The organism is Sphingomonas sp. NPDC092440 (assembly GCF_044754985.1).
Lineage (GTDB): Bacteria > Pseudomonadota > Alphaproteobacteria > Sphingomonadales > Sphingomonadaceae > Sphingomonas.
The window spans coordinates 471,898-489,829 of sequence record NZ_JBIVQA010000003.1 but is presented as its reverse complement, the minus strand read 5'-3'; the positions used below and the strand labels follow the sequence as shown (position 1 = coordinate 489,829).

The window sequence follows — 17,932 nt, the reverse complement described above, 5'->3', positions numbered from 1 at the left end:
GTGCGCCGCGCGACATGGCTCCGTTCAGTCACGCAAGCCACTCAGTTCGACGCGCACCGCTTCGAGGGCCAGCGCTTGAAGATCAAAGCGCTGGCAGTTCTGAGCACCCCCTTTGCGGCGATAGACCAGCAACTCCGCCGGCGCCTGCTTCTCATCGACCGTCATTGCCCAGACGCCATCGTCGCCAAGCTGCACCTTGGCGATCGACAGCGCGTCCGGTCCGAGCTTGATCGCTGCCTGTTTGAGCGTGCCTACACCATTGTCATAGCGCATCGTGCGGACGGTTCCCTTGCCGCCATATCGTGCATCGGACCATATGCGCGCGGTCGCCTGTTGTACCGTTCCATAGGCGGCAAGCAGCGTCTCATGCGGCTCCAGTCGCAGCGTCGCCGCCTCTGCGGTCGGGTGGCGAGGAGGAATGGTCCAGACGCCCGGCGCGACGCTATACGCAAGGCTTCGCTGCGCCGGTGCATAGACCATGTCGAACAGCCGGTCGGCGTCAAACGCCTCCCGGTCGATGGCGTATCTGTCGTATCTGCGTTTGGTGTGCCGCAGCGCCTGAACCTCGGATGGCTCGGATTTGTCGCGCACGATACAATAGACCCCGTTGGACCAGAGCAGCTTTGGCTCCTTGTCCAGTGGCGAGAACCGCGGGGCCTCCCCCCAGCCGTGTTCCGCGAACAGAAACGCCTTGCCGAAACTCGAATAGACTTCGAGGCTGCTGCCCCAATTGAGGGCAGGCAGTGTCCAGGGCCGCTGGTTCCGGAAGAGATGCGCCGAGGGTACCTTGCGGGCCATGGTGGAAGCTATGCTGCCATGTCCATCCGCCAGATTGACTGCCCAATAGCGCATGACGTCCTGCCCGGCCTGGACCGCATTGACCGCGATCTGCAGAAGGCGGTCTTCCAGAACCACCCCTGCCAGTTTGACGTCATCGGGCAGCGGAATGAACCATTGCCGGCTCGACTTCCAAATCGCGTCACCCGCCAGGATCAGCAGGCCATCGGCCATCCGGACGATCTTCCGGTCGGCGCGCGGCGTGACGAAATACAGGGGCTCCCAGCCTTCCAGCCCAGCCTTCGGCTCCGTCGCCAGCTTGGGTAGATCGCTCGGTTTCAGGGGGGCGAACGGATCGTCGAGCGCCGATACGCAGATGCGGTCATCGGGCAGCAGAATCGTCTTGCGCGTTCGCTCCGCGCCGCCTCGGCGCACGCCGATCTGCATCGCCCGCCGTTCACCAGGCACCGGCGGGTTTAGCATGAAATGCAGCGCGCTCCCCGAGGCCCCGCCGCGCGGGGCAATCGCGCCGATCGTCCAGTCATGATAGTCCAGCGTGCCAGCGCGACTGGCATCGGGCACCAGCGTTTCCCATAGCCGCTGCGCCGCCTCGACATCGTCGCCGTCCATCTCGCGATAGCTCGCCGCGCGCAGGAAACGCTTGATGGTGTTCACTGACAGCGCATCGAACCACACCGCGCCCTGTTCGCGCGGCAGGAAACACCAATGGAACTCGGCGTCACGTGCCGCCGCGATGCGCGCCATGAAGAACAATGCCGCCAACGCAACCAATCGGCCATGGCCGAGCAGTCCCGGCCCGACCGACACGATGGCGCGATAGACCGGACGCGAACCCGGATCGGCATGTTGCCTTTCGAGGAACAGGGTCTCGGCTTCGGCGAGCCGGCGCAGGAACTCGAGCGGTGCCTCGGTTCGCAACAGCAGCTCGCTCTGGACAATGTGGACGATCTCACCGCGCGTGGTGAGTCCGCCTAGCCCCTCGAACTCGCCCTGGGGTGCGAGCTCGTGCCAATCGAGGCTAGAAGCCAGGCGCTCGAACTGGAGCAATTGCCCATGCAGCAGCTCGACCATCGCATCGGACAGGCGCTCGAACACGGGCAGGAAGCCGCCATAGGCAGGCGGGAATATCGGCCGTTCCGCGGATGGCTTCACTGCCCGGGGCACAACGCCCCCGGCCGATTGGCGAGCGAAGACTGGCCGAACGGTATCGGCTCGCGGATCAGGTACAGGTCCGCTTCGCGCGTGCTTGCTTGCGTGTCGGCGAAACGCGGTACTGCGATGGCCGGTGGCGCCACGCAATAATGATCGAACATCGCCCGCAGGAGCGGGGCGAGCGCATGATCGGGCACCGCCATTGCCACGCCTACCGGCAACCAGAAGTCGCGCGCCGCGCGGTAAAGCGGCGTTACCCCGGCAAGATGCGGCAGCACCGCCTCGTCCGCATCGGGAACCGACGCGGCGAACAGTGCGGCCCAGTCATCCCCGGCTTCGATCTTCAGTGTCCGAAACAGGCTGGCCTTGCCCCGCATTCCTGCCGCCATCGCATCGACGGCGGATGCGCCGATGGCGATCAGCGCGTCAACGGTCTGCACGGGATCGGTGCGGCGCCACTGCATCAGGCCGTCCCGGCGGAAACTGCCTCCGGAGCTGCATCCTTCGTCGCCGCTCCGTTGGAATGCGCTTCGAGCACCGTCTCCAGGCTTGCGCGGATCGCGCGCAGCTGGTGCGGCAAGCCCTTGGCATCGAACGCGGCATCGATCCGGGTCAGCATCGTCTCCAGCCGGACGAGCCACATCTCGTGCAGCGGATCGGTCACCAGCGCCGGACGCGTTTCGAGGAGCGCCGTAGCCTGGTCCGCCAGATGCGCGGCATGCGCGGTCGGTCCGTAGGTGGCGCGGCCGAGGCTGTCCGCCAGCACCGGATTGAAGCTGTGCTTCAGCTCGGCGGCCAGCGTCTCGCGCGCTTCTTCCTGCTGCGCTTTCGACTGGACGAGATAGGTGATCGGCCACAGATCCTCGGGCCCTGCGGCGGTCACTCCGCGCAGCAGGGCCGCCGCGGCGATCAGCTTCTGGCCCTTCACGATCTTGCGATCGGACAGGATCACACCGGTCAGCCGGATCTTCCGCACGATATGAGCATAGGCTTCGTGCACGCCACTCAGGTCGATCGCGAGCGCCGCCTCATGCAGCTCGGCGATCACCGCCTTGCCGATCGGCGCAATTGGAGCCGACTGGCGCACCGCTGCCCAGCCCGAGCGGAGCAACTCCGGCAACTCATGTTCCCCGACCGGATCGACAAACATGGTCAGCAGGAAGCGATCCGCAAAGGCCGCGAGCAGCGTGTCCTCCGGCATCGCATTCGATGCCGCGACGCATGAAATCAGCGGTGTGTTCATGCTGTACTGGCCGCGACGATAGGTCCGCTCGTTGAGGATCTTCAGGAGCGAATTGAGGATCGCGGTCGAGCCCAGGAAAATCTCGTCGAGGAACGCGATATCAGCCTCGGGCAGCATGCCCCGGGTGACGGGCTTGACCTGGCCATCCTTCAGCGCGGCGAGATCGAGTGCGCCGAACAACTCGGAAGGCTCGGTGAAACGGCCGATCAGATATTCGAAGGACACGGCGTCGACCGAAGCTGCGATCGCCTGCACGGCAGCCGACTTTCCCGTGCCGGGCGGGCCGATCAGCAACACATGCTCACGCGAGATCAGGCCCAGCATGACGAGTTCGAGCAAGGCGCGCCGCGACACGAACTGCGCGCTGAGCGCGTCGAGATGGGCGTTGACCTGAGAGACGGCGCCGGTGATCACGCGCTGGCGCTCAGCGGAAGCATGCATCGCAATTCCATGGTCGATAATTGATCTGGGGATTGCGTATCGGTCGAAAGCGCTGGCGCCAATCCCAAATATCGGAACAACGACCAGTCGGCCATCCGCATTCCCCATCACCTAGCACGCGAATATTCGTTGGTGTGGCCTGCTGCTCGAGCGGGCGAGATGTGCTGCGCACAAGCCATGGCAATCCGATGCGTGGCCAATAAGATTTCGGCATTTGCATCTTCCATTCAGCGCTGGACCGAGCGGACGGGCGGGAGGAATCTTAAATTCTGGGATAGTGATTTAATTTGTATCTAATTTACCCATAGCCTCATCGGCTGCCCCACATTTTTCCCATACCTATCGTGAACTTTTGTGAAGCGGCGCGAGACGGCACATGTCCGCTTTGCGCCCCAAACCCGGTCATTCGATTTAGGCGGCGCTGATCTCAAAACCAGCCATTTGAGCCGTGGCTTGTGCTAGGCGGCGTGGACAAATTTGAGCCAGTATCTGGCGGTGGCGAGATGGGCCATGCCGAGGAAGCTATTGGCCAGTTGGTCGTAGCGAATCTCTACGATGTCCAATGCATGCCCTCGTTTCCCCCGCAGGAGCCCCATCTGTCGATCTTGATCGGGTCCGGCAGCAGGTCAATCCCGTTTCAACATCTCGCGCAGCATGCCGATCCGGCTGACTGCATTCAGGGCACGATCGGGATCGACGAACGTCAGGCCCAGGACGATTGCCTCGAGTACGATCAGCGTCACGCCATGCAGGGCGATATGGCCATGCCGCCCGCGCCTGGCCGGCACGATGACATCGGCGCGGTCGGACAGGGTGCGGTCGAGCGAATCGCTGACGAGAATCAATGGCAAGCGCAGCCGCTTGGCTTCATCGAAGACCAGATCGACTTCCCGGTAGATGCGTCCATAGGCGAGGACAAGCAGGGCATCCCCGGGGCCGAGATCAAGCAATTGGTCGGCCATGGCGCTGCCGGTCGCATCGATCACGGCAGAGCGGCGGCCATGCCGGTTGAGCAGCGTCGAGATGTAATGGGCCAATCCCGCCGAAGGGCCGATCCCGAAGACGAGAATGCGCTTCGCGGGATCAAGCAGGCAGACCGCACGGACGATCGCGGACCTGGTTGCCGTATCTCCCGCCTGGCGCAGCGATTCGGCGTGCGTGTCGAAGACGTCGGCAACGGCGCGCTCGACGTCTTCGCCGATCGCGGCCGCGGTTCGCCGCAGGTTGCTCGCCGGATCCACCCCTTCCGCCAAACTATCGGCGAGCGCCGCGCGAAGGTCGCTCAATCCCTTGAAACCAAGCGCTTTCACGGCACGGACCACGGTGGCGTCGGATGCGCCCACCTGGTGGGCCAACTCCGCCGCGGATGTCGAAAGGGTGGCGAGCCGGTTTCGGTCGATGTGCCGCATCACCTTCTGCTCCGTCGGTTGCAGCGCGTCGAGATTGGCGTTCATCAGCATATCGAAGCGAGAACCATTGGGCTCCCGTGGCTCGATAGCTCCAGACTTGGGCATCCGAGGTTTCGAAGGATCGCGCATCATTCTTCCTGCTGTGTAGCAAATGCGACATATATGCCTTCTATGAAGCATTCACTACATATCGAGGTCTGAATTTTGCGGTTTCCGGCGGTCTTGCAAGCGATAAAACGGGCGAGGCCGGCGACGGTCGAGCGTCCCGTGGCTTTGCATACCGCAAGGTTGCGCGGTCTGGCGGTCGCGACGCTGGCGCTGATTGCCTTTGCGACGGTCGCCTTGTGGCCCGCTGCGCGCGTGGAACTCGTCCTGTACGCCACACTCGATAGCGCCCCGGCAATCGCCGAGGCGTTCACCGAGGAAACCGGCATCCCGGTACGGGTGGTACGGCTGTCGACCGGTCCGCTGCTGGCGCGCATCGCGGCCGAGGGGCACCGGCCGAACTGGACCCTGGCGTGGTTCGAAGGAGACATCGCGGCGGCGGCCCTGGATCGCGCGGGCGTACTCGAGCGTCATATTCCCTCGCAGGTGCCATGGAATGCCGTCGGCCGCGCCCTGGTGCCGGCCAGCGGCAGCTGGGTGCCCACCGGTGTGACGCTGGCGGGTGCCCGGATCGTTCGCAAGGGAAGCGCGGGGCCGATGGGGATGCCGGACCCGTCGATCTCCAGCGCTGCCTATCCGCTGCTCGCGGGCATGCTGCACGAAGCGGGGGGCTGGCCCGCAGGGCGGGAAAGGGTCGCGCAGCTGTTGACCGGACGCATCAGGCTGGCACCGACCGGCCCGGCGCTGATCGCGCAACTTGAAGCGGGTCGCATCGGCAGCGCGCTGATCCAGAGCAGCACGGCCTATGCGCTCGCGCGCAGCGATCCGTCGATAGAGGTGATCGTGCCGCGCCGTGCCGTCCTGCTGCCATCCGTCCTCATGATCGCGCGGGAGGCTGCCGCAGACCGTCGCGAGGACGCCGACCGCTTCATCGCGTTCGTCCTGTCACCGCGCGCGCAGCGCTTGCGGCTGGATAGCGGCGCGGTCGACAGCCATTACTGGCCAGTCGTCGAGGGTGTCCAGGCACGCGAGCCGCTGCCGCCGCTCTCGACACTGTCGACGGTTCATCTCGATCCCGATCATTGGGCGCCCTTGCAGGCACGGGTCCTGGCCTGGTTCGAGCCCATCGCCTCGAAGCGATGAATGGCCTCGCTCGCCTGTTCACGCCGCGCATCGCGCTGGCGCTGCTCGCCCTCCTGGCGTTCGGCTATCCTTTGTGCCGGTTGATGCTGGTGCCGCTGTTTCCGGCGCTGGCGCCGTTGCCGGTCGCATCGGCGGGGGGCGAACCGCCGTCGCTCGCCGCCATCGCCACCAGCGCCCGGATCGGGGTTGAGGCGGCGCTTGCCGCCGTCATACCCGGCTTCGCCGCCGCCTATGTTCTGGAGCGCTATGAGTGGCACGGCGGGCGCGTGCTGGCGGGCTGCATGTGGCTGCTCGTCCTCACGCCGAGCTATCTTCTGAGCGCTGGCTGGCAGTTGCTGGTCGCGATGCCCGTTCTCGCCGCGACGCCCGCCTATGATCTGCTGTTCAGCGAGGCGGGGATCGTCGCGTTGCTGGCGCTGAAGGGGCTGCCGCTCGCCTGCTTCGTCGGCCGGTCCTGCTGGGCGGCGGTCGGCGGCGAGATCGACGCGGCCCTTCGCGTCCATATCCGGTCGCCATATCGCCGGGCGATGATCCAGGCGCGGTTGATGGCGCCGATGGCAGGGGCGGTGATCGCCGTCGTCTTCATCGAAGGGATCACCGATTTCGGCATCGCCGCGGTCCTGGGTGCCCGCCTGCACCTGCCGCTGGCGATTCATGGCGTCTATGCCGCGCTTGCCCGAGTGCCGGTGGATTTCGAAAGGGCAGCGATGCTCGGCTTCACGCTGATCGCCATGTCGGCCGGCGCCGTGATGCTGCACCAGTGGTTGTCTGCCCGACTTGGCGGCCAGCACATGAGCCGGCCGCTCCCCCGCCGCCGTCCCGATCCCCTGCCGGCGGCGGCGGCGTGGTTCGGCGTTGCCGCGATCATCCTGCTCGCGTTCGGCGCGCCCGCGCTGGCGCTGGTCATCCGGGCGACAGGCGTGACGGACGGCACGCTGGAGCCGGTCCGGCTTGGCGCGGACCATTGGCTGACGCTGTTCCATTCGCTTTGCTATGCCTTTGTCACCGCGACCATATCGACTGCGCTTGCCCTTGTCCTGCTGGGCGCGGGCAGGCCGGTGGGAGCGAGGCGGGTGCTGGACGCCGCGATGCTGGCTTCCATGGCGGTCCCGGGTGTTGTGCTTGGTGCGGCCTATGTCATCGCCTTCAACGGATGGCTGCCGCTGTACGGCACGCCGATCCTGCTGATGCTCGGCCTGGTGACGACCCATGTTCCGTTGCTCGCGCGCTTCCTGCAGGGTCCGGTCGCGCTTGTGCCCGCGAGCCTGGCGGAAGCGGGCGCCGTGCACGGCCTGCGCGGCCGGGACCGGACCGAATTGATCCACGCGCCTTTGCTGATGCGGCCATTGCTCTGGGGATGGTCGATTGCGTTCGGAGGCGTTTTCTTCGAACTGCCGATGTCGAGCCTGCTGCACCCGACAGGTCGCGCCCCAGTGGGCGTTACGCTGCTCCTGCTCGACGAGACCCGCCGCTTCACGGCCGAGGCGCAATTGGCGCTGGCAGGCATCGCGATCTGCCTGATCGTGGTCGGGCTGGTCGTCGGCGTGCTTCCGCGCTGGCTCGAGCGACCTGCGGGCGATGATGCGGCGGTGCCGGCATGACCGCTCCGATCCTGTCGCTCCGCGCGGTCACGAAGCGCTTCGGGCGGACGCCGGTGCTCGACGATGTCGATCTCGATATCGCGCCGGGGGCGTTCACCATCCTCATCGGCGGTTCGGGGTCGGGCAAGACGACCCTGTTGCGGATCGTCGCGGGCCTCGATCATGCCGAGGCGGGATCGATCGAACTGCGCGGCGAGGTGGTGGACGATCCGCGATCCGGGCGGTTCGTGCTGCCCGACCAGCGCCGCTTGGGCATGGTGTTCCAGGACAATGCGCTGTGGCCGCACATGACCTGTATCGAGAATGTCGCCGCGGCGCTGCGCGGCCGCGACCGCTGGCGCCGCGCGCGCGAACTGCTCGGCGACCTCGGCATCGCGGCGCTGGCCGAACGACGACCCGCACAGCTTTCCGGCGGCCAGCAACAGCGGGTCGGGCTGGCGCGGGCGCTCGCCGCCGCTCCGGACATGCTCCTGCTCGACGAGCCGCTGTCGAGCCTCGACGTCGATGCCCGCGACCGGATGCGCGATCACATCCGGTCGACCGTGCGTCGCCACGGTGCCGCCGCCTTGCTCGTCAGCCACGATCCGGTCGATGCCTGGCGATTGGCGGACAGGGTCGCCGTCCTCGAGCAGGGGCGGATCGTGCAGGCGGCCGCTCCCGAGGAGCTCTATCGACTGCCGGCAACGCCGCGGGTGGCGCGCTTCACCGACGCTCTGGGAGGTTTCCCCGTGTCGGGATGCCGACATCGGGGCACGAGCGGCTGGTTCGACTGGGGCGGAGATGTCCAGCAGGCGATCGTGCCCGGTGCGTTGGCGGCGGGTGCGCCCGTGCGCGCTTTCATCCGTCCGTGCGGGGTACGGGCTGGTGATTTCGGCGAGCCCGCGACGTTGATCGATCGCACCTTCGAGAACGGGGCATGGCGGGCGACCTGGCACGTCCCGGCCCGCGACTGGACGCTGTGCAGCCTCGAGCCCGTGCCGCCGCCGGCCGCCACGCGGCTCGCTTTGTCGGAGCCGCACATTTTTCTGTACCCCGAAAAGGGATGGTCGCGATGACGGCGCATTGGCGGTTGTCGCGCTCCGGCAGGCCATCTCCGCAGGCGGGCACGGCCATGAGAGGTGGTCCATAGGGCATCGCACGGTGCCGCCCGGAACAGGCGCGCACCCACCGAACACCAAAGACTGCAACTTCCCGCAAGGCCGCCGGCCTGCGGGCCGATCAGATGCGACTTCTTTGAAGGGGGAATTCAATGGTTCGATTGTTACGTCGGGGTCCGGCACTGGCGAGATCCGTGCTCGCCCTTGCCCTTGCCCTTGGCACCGCCGCGCCGGCCCTGGCGCAGACGTCGCCGCAGCCACGGCTGGTGGTATTGGTCGCGGTCGACCAGCTTTCGTCCGACCTGTTCGAGGAATATCGGCCGCTGTTCGGCAAGGGCATGCGGACGATCCAGTCCGGCGTGGTCTTTCCATCCGCCTATCAGGGGCATGCCGCCACCGAAACCTGCCCCGGTCACGCGACGATGCTGACCGGCGCCCGCCCGGCACGGAGCGGGATCATCGCGAATTTCTGGGTCGATCCCAAGCTGCCGCGCGCCGACAAGAACGTCTATTGCGCGGAGGATCCGACGGTGCCCGGCTCTGCATCGGGGGCCGGCAAATTCCGGTTGTCGCCGCAGTTCCTGCGCGTGCCGACGTTGGGCGAACGCATGAAGGCGGTAGATCCGCGAAGCCGCAGCGTCATCGTGTCGGGCAAGGATCGCGCCGTCGTGATGCTTGGCGGCCGCTCCATCGATCAGGGCTGGTTCTGGGGCAATGGCGCTTTCGAGACCTTGCCGGGACGCGCCGGCCCGGCCCCATCAGCCGTCCAGCGCGCCAGCCTGGCCGCAGCGAAGGTGGTGGCGGCGGGAAATCCGGCCGATCTGCCCGATCTGTGCCGCGCGCGGGTCGCGCCACTGAAGGTCGGCGACAACATGATCGGCGTCCCGCGTCCGCGTGCTCCGGGCGATCTGCCGGGCTACCGCAACACGACCCTGTTCGACGCGAGCGTCACCGATCTGGCGATCGGGCTGCTGGACGAGATGAAGCTCGGCCGCGGCGCCGCCACCGACCTGCTCGCGGTCAGCCTGTCCGCGACCGACCATATCGGCCATGTCTTCGGCACCCAGGGACCGGAAATGTGCGCGCAGATGCTGGCGCTCGACGCGAATATCGGCCGGCTGGTCGCCGCGCTCGATGCGACGCGGGTGCCCTATATGCTCGTGCTCACGTCCGACCATGGTGGTCTCGATACGCCGGAACGGCTGGTCGAGCACGGCATCCGCGACGCCGCGCGGGTCGATCCGGAGCTGACAGTCGATGCGGTCGGCAAGGCGGTGGCGACGGAACTCGAGCTGCCAGGCCCGGTGCTCTATGGGCGTGTTACCATCTATGGCGACATCTATGCGGCGCCCACACTGTCGCCCGCCGATCGCGCGCGCGTACTGGCGGCGGCGAGGGCTCGGTATCTGGCCCATCCCCAGGTGCAGGCGGTGTTCACCGCCGACGAGCTGCGCGCAATGCCGATGCCCGGTCGCAACGTCGAGGAATGGACGCTGGCCGAGCGCTTCCGGGCCAGCTTCGATCCCGACCGGTCGGGCGATCTCGTCGTGGCGCTCAAGCCGCACGTCATGCCGATCCCGCGACCCAGGCTCGGGATCACGGGCCATGGCTCGCCCTGGAACTATGACCGGCGCGTGCCGCTGATCGTCTACGCCCCCGGCATCAAGGGGTTCGAACAGCCCTTGCCGGTCGAGACGGTGGATATCCTGCCCACGATCGCAAGCCGCATCGGCCTGGCCGTGCCCGGCACGGAGATCGACGGCCGGTGCCTCGACCTGGATGCAGGCGCTACCGACAGCTGCGCGGCGGAGCCGGCCCGGCGCTGACCGGCGCGCCGCGCCCCCAAACCCCTTTCAAATTCCACGCCCATGACGGAGCCAATGATGACCCTTGCCCTCACGACCCGCGTGCTCGCCTGCACCGGCGCGCTCGTTCTCGTTCCTTCCCTTGCCGTCGCGCAGGAAGCAGCCCCCGCCGCCAACGCCTTCGAGCTTGCACTGGACGACGACATCACCGTCACTGGCCGGCGCGACGGCTTCAAGGCCGACGTCACCCAGATCGGGGCTTTCCGCAATCAGCGGCTGCTCGATACGCCGTTGACGATCGCGGTGGTCAACCGTGCGCTGCTCGATGCGCAGGGCGCGGTCGGGCTGGAGGATGCTATCCGCAACACCGCGGGGATCACCCAGCAGGGCGTGAGCCAGCTGACGACCAACAGCTTCGTGTCGCGCGGCGTCATCATCAACGCCCGGTCCAATTATCGCCTGAACGGCACGCTGCCGATATTCAGCTACCTTCCCGCGCCGCTGGAGAACAAGGAGCGCGTCGAAGTGCTGAAGGGCGTATCGGCGCTCTATTACGGTTTCACGCCGCCGTCCGCGATCGTCAATCTCGTGACCAAGCGCGCAGGGGCGAAGCCGGTGACTTCCGTGCTCGCGACGTCCGATGCCGAGGGCAGCTATGGCGGCGGGATCGATATCGGCCGCACCTTCGGCCCGAACGGCATATTCGGCGTGCGGGTCAATGCGTTCGCCGGCCACCTCGAGACGCCGATGGACGGCATTAACGGCAATCGCTGGTTCGTCAGCGGCGCGTTCGACGTGCGGCCGGCGGACAATCTGTCCGTGCAGATCGACGTCGAACATTATCAGCGCCGCATGGGCGAGCCAGGGGCCTTGTCGCTGCCGGCCGCGGTCGGCGCGGTGGGGGGCAATGGCGGAGTCATCACGCTGCCGCAACTCCCCGATCCGCGCCGCTCCTATGCCCCCGACGGCGCCTTCTACAAGGGGACCGCGACCAACATCCTAGGCAGGATCGACTATGCGATCGGCGGCACCTGGTCGATCCGGGCCGACCTCGGATACGCACGGACCGCCCGCGATCGTTTCCTGGCCAATCTGGGCGGGATCAACCTGGCGACGGGCATCGGCCGGGTTGCCGGCAATTTCAATCGCGGCGAAGGCTATGACAACACCAACCTGCGCCTCGAAGCCAATGGCAAGGTCACGACCGGTATCATCGTCCACGACCTGCTGTTCGGCTTCACCAAGAACCGGCAGGCGGAGGACGACCGTACCGCCTCGCCCTTCTCCTACGCATTGAACATCGCCGATCCGCTGCCGCCTGCGGTCTCGGCGCTGGTCTATGGCACGCCGCGCGTCACACCCGCGGCAGCCAATTACGGCACGGGTATCTACGCCCTTGATCTCGCGCGGATCGGCAGCCAGTGGCTCGTGATCGCGGGGTTGCGCGCGGAAAGCGTGCGGGTGCGCCGCACATCGGGTTCGTACCGGACGAAGACGGTAACGCCGACGGCGGGACTCGTCTTTCACCCCAGCGAGCGGACCAGCCTCTACGGCACCTATATCGAAGGCCTGGAAAGCGCGGGCACCGCGCCTGATGGCACCACCAATGCCGGCGAACTCCTGCCGCCATTGGTCAGCCGGCAATATGAACTGGGTGCCCGTGCCGAAGTCGGCGGTGCGCTGGCGTCGATCGCCTATTTCAACATCGATCGCGCATTGACCTACACGAACGCGGCCAGGACCTTTGTGGCCGACGGCAGGGCGCGGCACCGCGGCGTCGAAGCGTCGTTGCAGGGGCGGCTCGGCTCGACGATATCGGTGTCCTTGTCCGGACAGTATCTGGATGCCGTTCAGCGACGTACCGCCTCCACGTTCCAGAACGGAAAGCCGATCGTCAACGCGCCGCGTTGGGCGGGATCGGCGTTCGTCGAATATCGGCCGGCTTTTCTGGAAGACGCATTCGGCGTGAATGCCGGCATCTACTATACCGGCAAGCGTAGCGCCGACGTGCAGGAGCGCGTGAGCCTGCCGGCCTATGCGCTGGTTTCGCTGGGCATGAACTATCGCGTCGCGCTTCCGGGCGGCGCGAGCATGGTATTGCGTGCCAATGCCGACAATGTCTTCAACAAGCGCTATTGGCCGACCGCCGGCGACGGCGTGCTCTATCGCGGCGTGCCAAGGACCATCCGGTTCCAGGCGATGACGTCCTTCTAGGCATCGCCTGTCGTGCCACTGCCCGGAACGGTATCGTCGATCCTGTTGGCGTAGCGTTCCGGGTGCATTTTCCTTCCGATCGCGAGACATCGCAGCTTTCGGCGCGCGGGGCAGGGCCAGGAGTGTCCGCCAGCCCGGCCGCCGGTGTCGTCGATCAAAGCTGCCAAGTGTTCGGTCAGAAGGACCTCTTCGTCGTGGGTGGCTCAGTTGTTCCCCACCCGATCGGCTTGAATCCGTCAGGGACGATTTCCGCCATCGCCGGACGAACCGCAGAGAAGTTGTTCATCCGGCACCGCATGGAAATGGACGGAAGCGCGCTTCTGCCGCCCTCATCCCCGATGCCTGAGCGCATTCAGCAGCAGACTGAACGCCGGCGAAGGCTGCCGTCTGCTTGGATAGTACAGATAGTAGCCATCAAACGGCTCGCACCAGTCCTCCAGGACGCGGACGAGCCGCCCCTGTGCGACGTGACTGTTCACATGGTCTTCGAGAAGGAATGCAATCCCGTGGCCGGCAAGCGCAGCGGTCATGATGAGGTCAACGTCGTTGAACACAAATTGTCCCTCGACCTTGACCCTGAGTTCCTTGCCATCCCGCTCGAACTCCCACACGTAGATGGCCTGAGATCCGGGCAGCCGCAGGTTGATGCAGCTGTGGGCGGCAAGATCATAGGGCGTCCCGGGCATTCCGCGCTCGGCGAAATAGGATGGCGCGCCGAACGCAGCCATGCGCAATCTCGGACTGATCGGGACGGCGATCATGTCCTGTTCGAGCCTTTCGCCGAGCCGGACGCCAGCGTCGAAGCGTGCGGCGACGATATCGACGAGCCCACCCTCGATGTTCACCTCGATATTGATGTCGGGGTTCTCGTTGGGGAGGCAGTTTTTCCATTGAGCAGATACGAGGCCGCTCCGTTTTCTGCGGAAAGTTGAGAGGGTCGCACGATACTCGACCACGCTCCTGCCGAACCTTGCGGTAGCGGCCGCCCCCACGGTCGCCCCGGATCAACCCGAACATCTGACATTCTCGGTCCGCTCCGAAACATCGACGCCCCTGAAATACGGCAGGTGCGAGTATTGGGCTTATGGGCGCGGCACGAGTCGGCCGTGCCCCTCATAAGCCGCCGCCAAACTGCTACCTCCTCCTCCGCGGAGCGGTCGGGCGCTCATGCCGACCTCGCCGCCGCACGACGGAGTAGCCGATGCTCCGGCCAGCAATGGCCTGCACCAAGCGATTCTGCTTGAAAGGCTGGCAACCGATGCCCGCAGCCACGGCACGGATATGAGCTGATACGCGCCATTCGCCGGCAGATCGGTTTTCGATTTCAGGACAAGAACCGGAGTTCGAGCCGATCGGCGCGGGCCTAGTCAGGCGCCGAGGCCATCGAACACCGTCGATGCGCCTCGCCCAAAACTCCATGAGGATTGCTGCGATGAGCAAGGAAGACGACAACAAGGCCGTGGTCGGCCGCTGGTTCACCGAATTCTGGGGCAAGGACGTCGACCTCGCCGTGGTCGACGAGATCGCCGCGCCCGACATGCTGCTCCAATATTCGCTGCATGCGCCGCGCCGCGGTCGCGACGATATCAAGGCGTTCATGACCGATTTCCGCGCAGCCTTCCCCGATCTCCATTTCTGGGGCACCGCCGACCTGATCGCCGAAGGCGACTATGTCGTCGGTCAATGGCGGGGCGGCGGCACGCATAGCGGCCCGGCCTTCAGCGACTTCCTGATCGGCGGCCTGCCGGCGGCGACCGGCCGCAAGATGCACTTCACCGGCACCACGGTGCTCAAAGTGATCGACGGCAAGATCGTCGAGGAAATCGGCCTGGACGACGGCGTGGCCGCGCTCACCCAGCTCGGCCTGATCGAGGCCGCCCCGGCCGGCGCGGACGCCTGAGCCGCCCTGCCGGAGCATGACCTCCGCTCCCGAGGGGGCCTGCGGGCCCCCTCGATCTCGCCGGATTGCCGGCATGATGCGCGAGGAGCTGCCCGTCAGAGTCGCCGAACGTCCACCAGCCAAAGCCGATGGCATTGGCGACCATCCTGAACCCGGCGTCATTTTTTTGAGGGATGCCCGCGGGCCATGCGTACTCAATCGGGGGCATGTACAGAAATTTCTAATGTAAGCATTTGAAATTACTTACAAAATCCAGTTGACCTGTATATACAAATAATGCTTGTTTCCTCCCCAGGGCCAAAATTGCCGGGGGATGCGATGAAACTCTCGACCTTACTTCTCGCCGCCACTTTCCTCTCCACCGCCGCCCCCGCGTTCGGGCAGGCCGTGGACACGCAACCACCTGCCGACCAGGCCGGTGCGCAGGATGAGAATGGAAACGAAATCCTGGTGACCGGCAGTCGCATCCGCCGACAGGACATTGCCGGCGTGGGGCCTGCCACGGTAGTCTCCGCCGAGCAGATCGAGAGCACCGGCATCGTCAATGTCGAGACCCTGCTCCAGCGCCTGCCCGCCAATGCGGGCTTCGCTGGCAACCAGACCTCGGCCTATTGGACCGGGAACGGCTATGGTACCGCACAGGTCAACCTGCGCGGCCTCGGCATCAAGCGCACGCTGGTGCTGCTCAACAATCGCCGCCTCGTCGCCGGCGGGACCGGCGCGAACTCCTCGCCCGATCTCAACATGATCCCCACCGTCGCGCTGGCCCGTGCCGATGTGCTCAAGGACGGTGCCTCGGCGATCTACGGCGCCGACGCGATGGCGGGCGTCGTCAATCTGGTGACCCGCACGGATTTCAATGGCATCGGCGTCAGCGGCCGCAGCGGCGTCACCGGGCGCGGCGATGGCGGCGACTACACGGTCGACCTGCTCGCCGGGAAGCGCGGCAGCCGCGGCGGCATCCTGCTTGCCGCGACCTATCAGAAGACCGAACCGGTCAACATGGCGACCCGCGCGCCCTGCTCCTTGGCCGAGACCACGCCGGGATCGCTCAGCTGCGTCAACAGCGCCTCGACCATCGGCGGCCGCGCCGCGCTGCCGAACGGCCAGCAGATCAACTTCAACCAGGTGCCGGGCGGCAACGGCAATTTCTACGAGCCCTACAGCGCCGCGAAGCACAACTTCAATTCGAACCCGTTCCTCTACGCGGTCAGCCCGATCGAGCGCATCTCGACCGCGATATTCGGCGATTATGACCTGACCGACCGGATCGAGCTGTTCGGCGAGTTTCTCTACACGCACCGCACCTCGAACCAGATCGCGACGCCGGGTACGCTGCGCAACCTCAACATCGCGGCGACCAATCCGACGAACCCGACCGGCCAGAACCTCGTGCTGATCCAGCGGCGCCTCGCCGAGCCCGGGCCCCGCGAATTCTATCAGCGGACCGATACCTGGCAGGGCACGCTGGGCCTTCGCGGCAAGCTCGCCAACGACTGGGCCTGGGAAGTGGCCGGCGCCTATGGCCGCAACACCGGTGTCGAAGGTTCGACCAACGTCGCCAATCTCGACCATGTCCGCAACTCGCTCGACACCGCCAAATGCAGCTTCGCGGCCGGCGCCGCCATTCCCTGCGCGGACTATCTCGGCTTTGGCGACCTGACACCGAAGGTGCTCGACTATATCCTGTTCACTTCGCGCGACACCGGCGGCAACTCGCTCCTGTCGCTGACCGGCGACCTCAACGGCTCGCTGTTCCGCCTGCCGGCGGGCGCGGTATCCTTCGCGACGGGCGTTTCCTATCGCGAGGAGAAGGGCTGGCGGAATCCCGATCCGCTCACCGTTGCCGGCGTGGCCAACACCAACCAGCAATCCCCCATCTCGGGCCGGGTCCGCGCCAAGGAAGCCTATCTCGAGCTGTCGGTCCCCGTCCTCGCCAACATACCCTTGTTCCGCGCGCTGACCCTTGACGGCGCGGTCCGCTATTCGAGCTACGACCTGTTCGGCGACGACTGGAACTACAAGCTCAGCGCCGACTGGATGATCGTCGACGGCGTGCGCCTGCGCGGCACCTATGGCACCGGCTTCCGCGTCCCCAACGTCCCCGAATTGTTCGGCGGCGTCTCCGAAGGCAATCTTACCACCACCGATCCGTGCAGCCGCTATTCGAGCAGCAGCAACACCACCCTGGTCGCCAATTGCCGCGCCTCGGGCGTGCCGGCCGGCTATGTCCAGCTCGGCACCACCATATTGACCACGGTCGGCGGCAACCAGAACCTCAAGCCCGAGACCTCGAAGAGCTGGACCATCGGCACCGTCCTCCAGCCCAGGGGGATCGTGCCCGGGCTGTCGCTCACCGCCGACTGGTTCGACATCGACATCGCCGGCGCGATCCGCGCCATTCCCGGCTCGACCAAGCTCGCGGTCTGCTATGCCAGCGCCAATTTGTCGCATCCCTTCTGCCGCGACTTCACCCGCAGCGCGCTGACCGGCGAAGTCACCTATCTCTCCGCCCAGCCGATCAACACCGGTCGCGAGCGGATGAGCGGGCTGGATCTCGGGCTGGTCTATGCCCGCAAGCTCAACCGGCTCGAGCTCCAGATCGATCTCAACGCCACCTATCTGAACCGCTATGTCGTCGAGCCCTTCCCGGGCGGCGCGCCAATCGTCTTCGACGGGCGCATCGGCGGCGGCAATGGCGGCTATCCGAAATGGCGCGGCTATGGCGTCGCGACCGCCCGGCAGGACGGCGTGGCGTTCACCTGGTCGACCCAGTGGATCGGCAAGGCGCAGGACTTCAACGCGGCGCCGACGGCGATCGGCTATCGCACGCCGGACATCTTCTACCACAATGCCCAGCTCGCCTTCGAGATCGACGCGAAGACTCGCTTCCAGCTGGGTGTCGACAATCTGTTCGACACCAGGGCGCCCTATATCGCCAGCTTCACCGACGGAAACACCGACACGATGACGTACGACCTGCTCGGGCGCCGTTTCTATGTCGGCTTCCGCACGGCGTTCTGA

At 66.0% G+C, this 17,932-nt stretch carries 12 protein-coding genes and 1 pseudogene; 8 read left to right on the top strand and 5 right to left on the bottom strand.

From position 1 onward, the window contains the following. Positions 1-24: 24 nt before the first annotated feature. From ACIQCS_RS07610 to ACIQCS_RS07595, 4 genes are all read right to left on the bottom strand, one after another. The gene (locus ACIQCS_RS07610) at positions 25-1,950 is read right to left on the bottom strand and encodes a hypothetical protein (protein ID WP_401530491.1); all 1,926 of its coding nucleotides are present in this window, start codon (positions 1,948-1,950) and stop codon (positions 25-27) included. After that, on the bottom strand, positions 1,947-2,414 hold the full coding sequence (locus ACIQCS_RS07605) for a hypothetical protein (protein WP_345851487.1): 468 nt from the start codon (positions 2,412-2,414) through the stop codon (positions 1,947-1,949). The genes ACIQCS_RS07610 and ACIQCS_RS07605 overlap by 4 nt, the downstream gene beginning before the upstream one ends. Beyond that, a complete protein-coding gene (locus tag ACIQCS_RS07600) occupies positions 2,414-3,634 on the bottom strand; it encodes an AAA family ATPase (protein ID WP_345851486.1) in 1,221 nt (406 codons plus the stop codon). The genes ACIQCS_RS07605 and ACIQCS_RS07600 overlap by 1 nt, the downstream gene beginning before the upstream one ends. Positions 3,635-4,260: 626 nt before the next feature. Next, positions 4,261-5,088, bottom strand: a complete 828-nt coding sequence (locus tag ACIQCS_RS07595; protein WP_401530489.1) for a MurR/RpiR family transcriptional regulator — start codon at positions 5,086-5,088, stop codon at positions 4,261-4,263. A gap of 222 nt (positions 5,089-5,310) precedes the next feature. On the opposite strand from ACIQCS_RS07595, the gene ACIQCS_RS07590 reads away from it, so the two are divergent. The 6 genes and pseudogenes from ACIQCS_RS07590 to ACIQCS_RS07565 form a co-directional block, all read left to right on the top strand. Continuing rightward, positions 5,311-6,291, top strand: coding sequence for a substrate-binding domain-containing protein (locus tag ACIQCS_RS07590; RefSeq protein ID WP_345851484.1), 981 nt, complete (start codon positions 5,311-5,313; stop codon positions 6,289-6,291). Then, positions 6,288-7,892 (top strand): hypothetical protein, encoded by a 1,605-nt coding sequence (locus ACIQCS_RS07585; protein WP_345851483.1) that lies wholly within the window; start codon positions 6,288-6,290, stop codon positions 7,890-7,892. The genes ACIQCS_RS07590 and ACIQCS_RS07585 overlap by 4 nt, the downstream gene beginning before the upstream one ends. Beyond that, complete coding sequence (locus tag ACIQCS_RS07580; protein WP_345851482.1) at positions 7,889-8,947, top strand: ABC transporter ATP-binding protein; 1,059 nt, start codon at positions 7,889-7,891, stop codon at positions 8,945-8,947. Before ACIQCS_RS07585 ends, ACIQCS_RS07580 begins: the two co-directional genes overlap by 4 nt. 236 nt (positions 8,948-9,183) lie before the next feature. Then, on the top strand, positions 9,184-10,815 hold the full coding sequence (locus ACIQCS_RS07575) for an alkaline phosphatase family protein (RefSeq protein WP_345851481.1): 1,632 nt from the start codon (positions 9,184-9,186) through the stop codon (positions 10,813-10,815). 57 nt (positions 10,816-10,872) lie between these two features. Next, positions 10,873-13,008 (top strand): TonB-dependent siderophore receptor, encoded by a 2,136-nt coding sequence (locus ACIQCS_RS07570; protein WP_345851480.1) that lies wholly within the window; start codon positions 10,873-10,875, stop codon positions 13,006-13,008. 62 nt (positions 13,009-13,070) lie between these two features. Next, positions 13,071-13,256, top strand: a pseudogene (locus ACIQCS_RS07565) (GMC oxidoreductase); the annotation flags it as partial. Positions 13,257-13,337: 81 nt separating this feature from the next. Here ACIQCS_RS07565 and ACIQCS_RS07560 read toward each other — a convergent pair. Beyond that, positions 13,338-13,964 carry a LysR substrate-binding domain-containing protein gene (locus ACIQCS_RS07560; RefSeq protein WP_345851478.1) on the bottom strand — a complete coding sequence of 209 codons (627 nt, stop codon included), beginning with the start codon at positions 13,962-13,964 and terminating at the stop codon, positions 13,338-13,340. Positions 13,965-14,440: 476 nt separating this feature from the next. On the opposite strand from ACIQCS_RS07560, the gene ACIQCS_RS07555 reads away from it, so the two are divergent. After that, on the top strand, positions 14,441-14,908 hold the full coding sequence (locus tag ACIQCS_RS07555; protein ID WP_345851477.1) for an ester cyclase: 468 nt from the start codon (positions 14,441-14,443) through the stop codon (positions 14,906-14,908). A gap of 318 nt (positions 14,909-15,226) precedes the next feature. Further along, the gene (locus ACIQCS_RS07550; protein WP_345851476.1) at positions 15,227-17,932 is read left to right on the top strand and encodes a TonB-dependent receptor domain-containing protein; all 2,706 of its coding nucleotides are present in this window, start codon (positions 15,227-15,229) and stop codon (positions 17,930-17,932) included.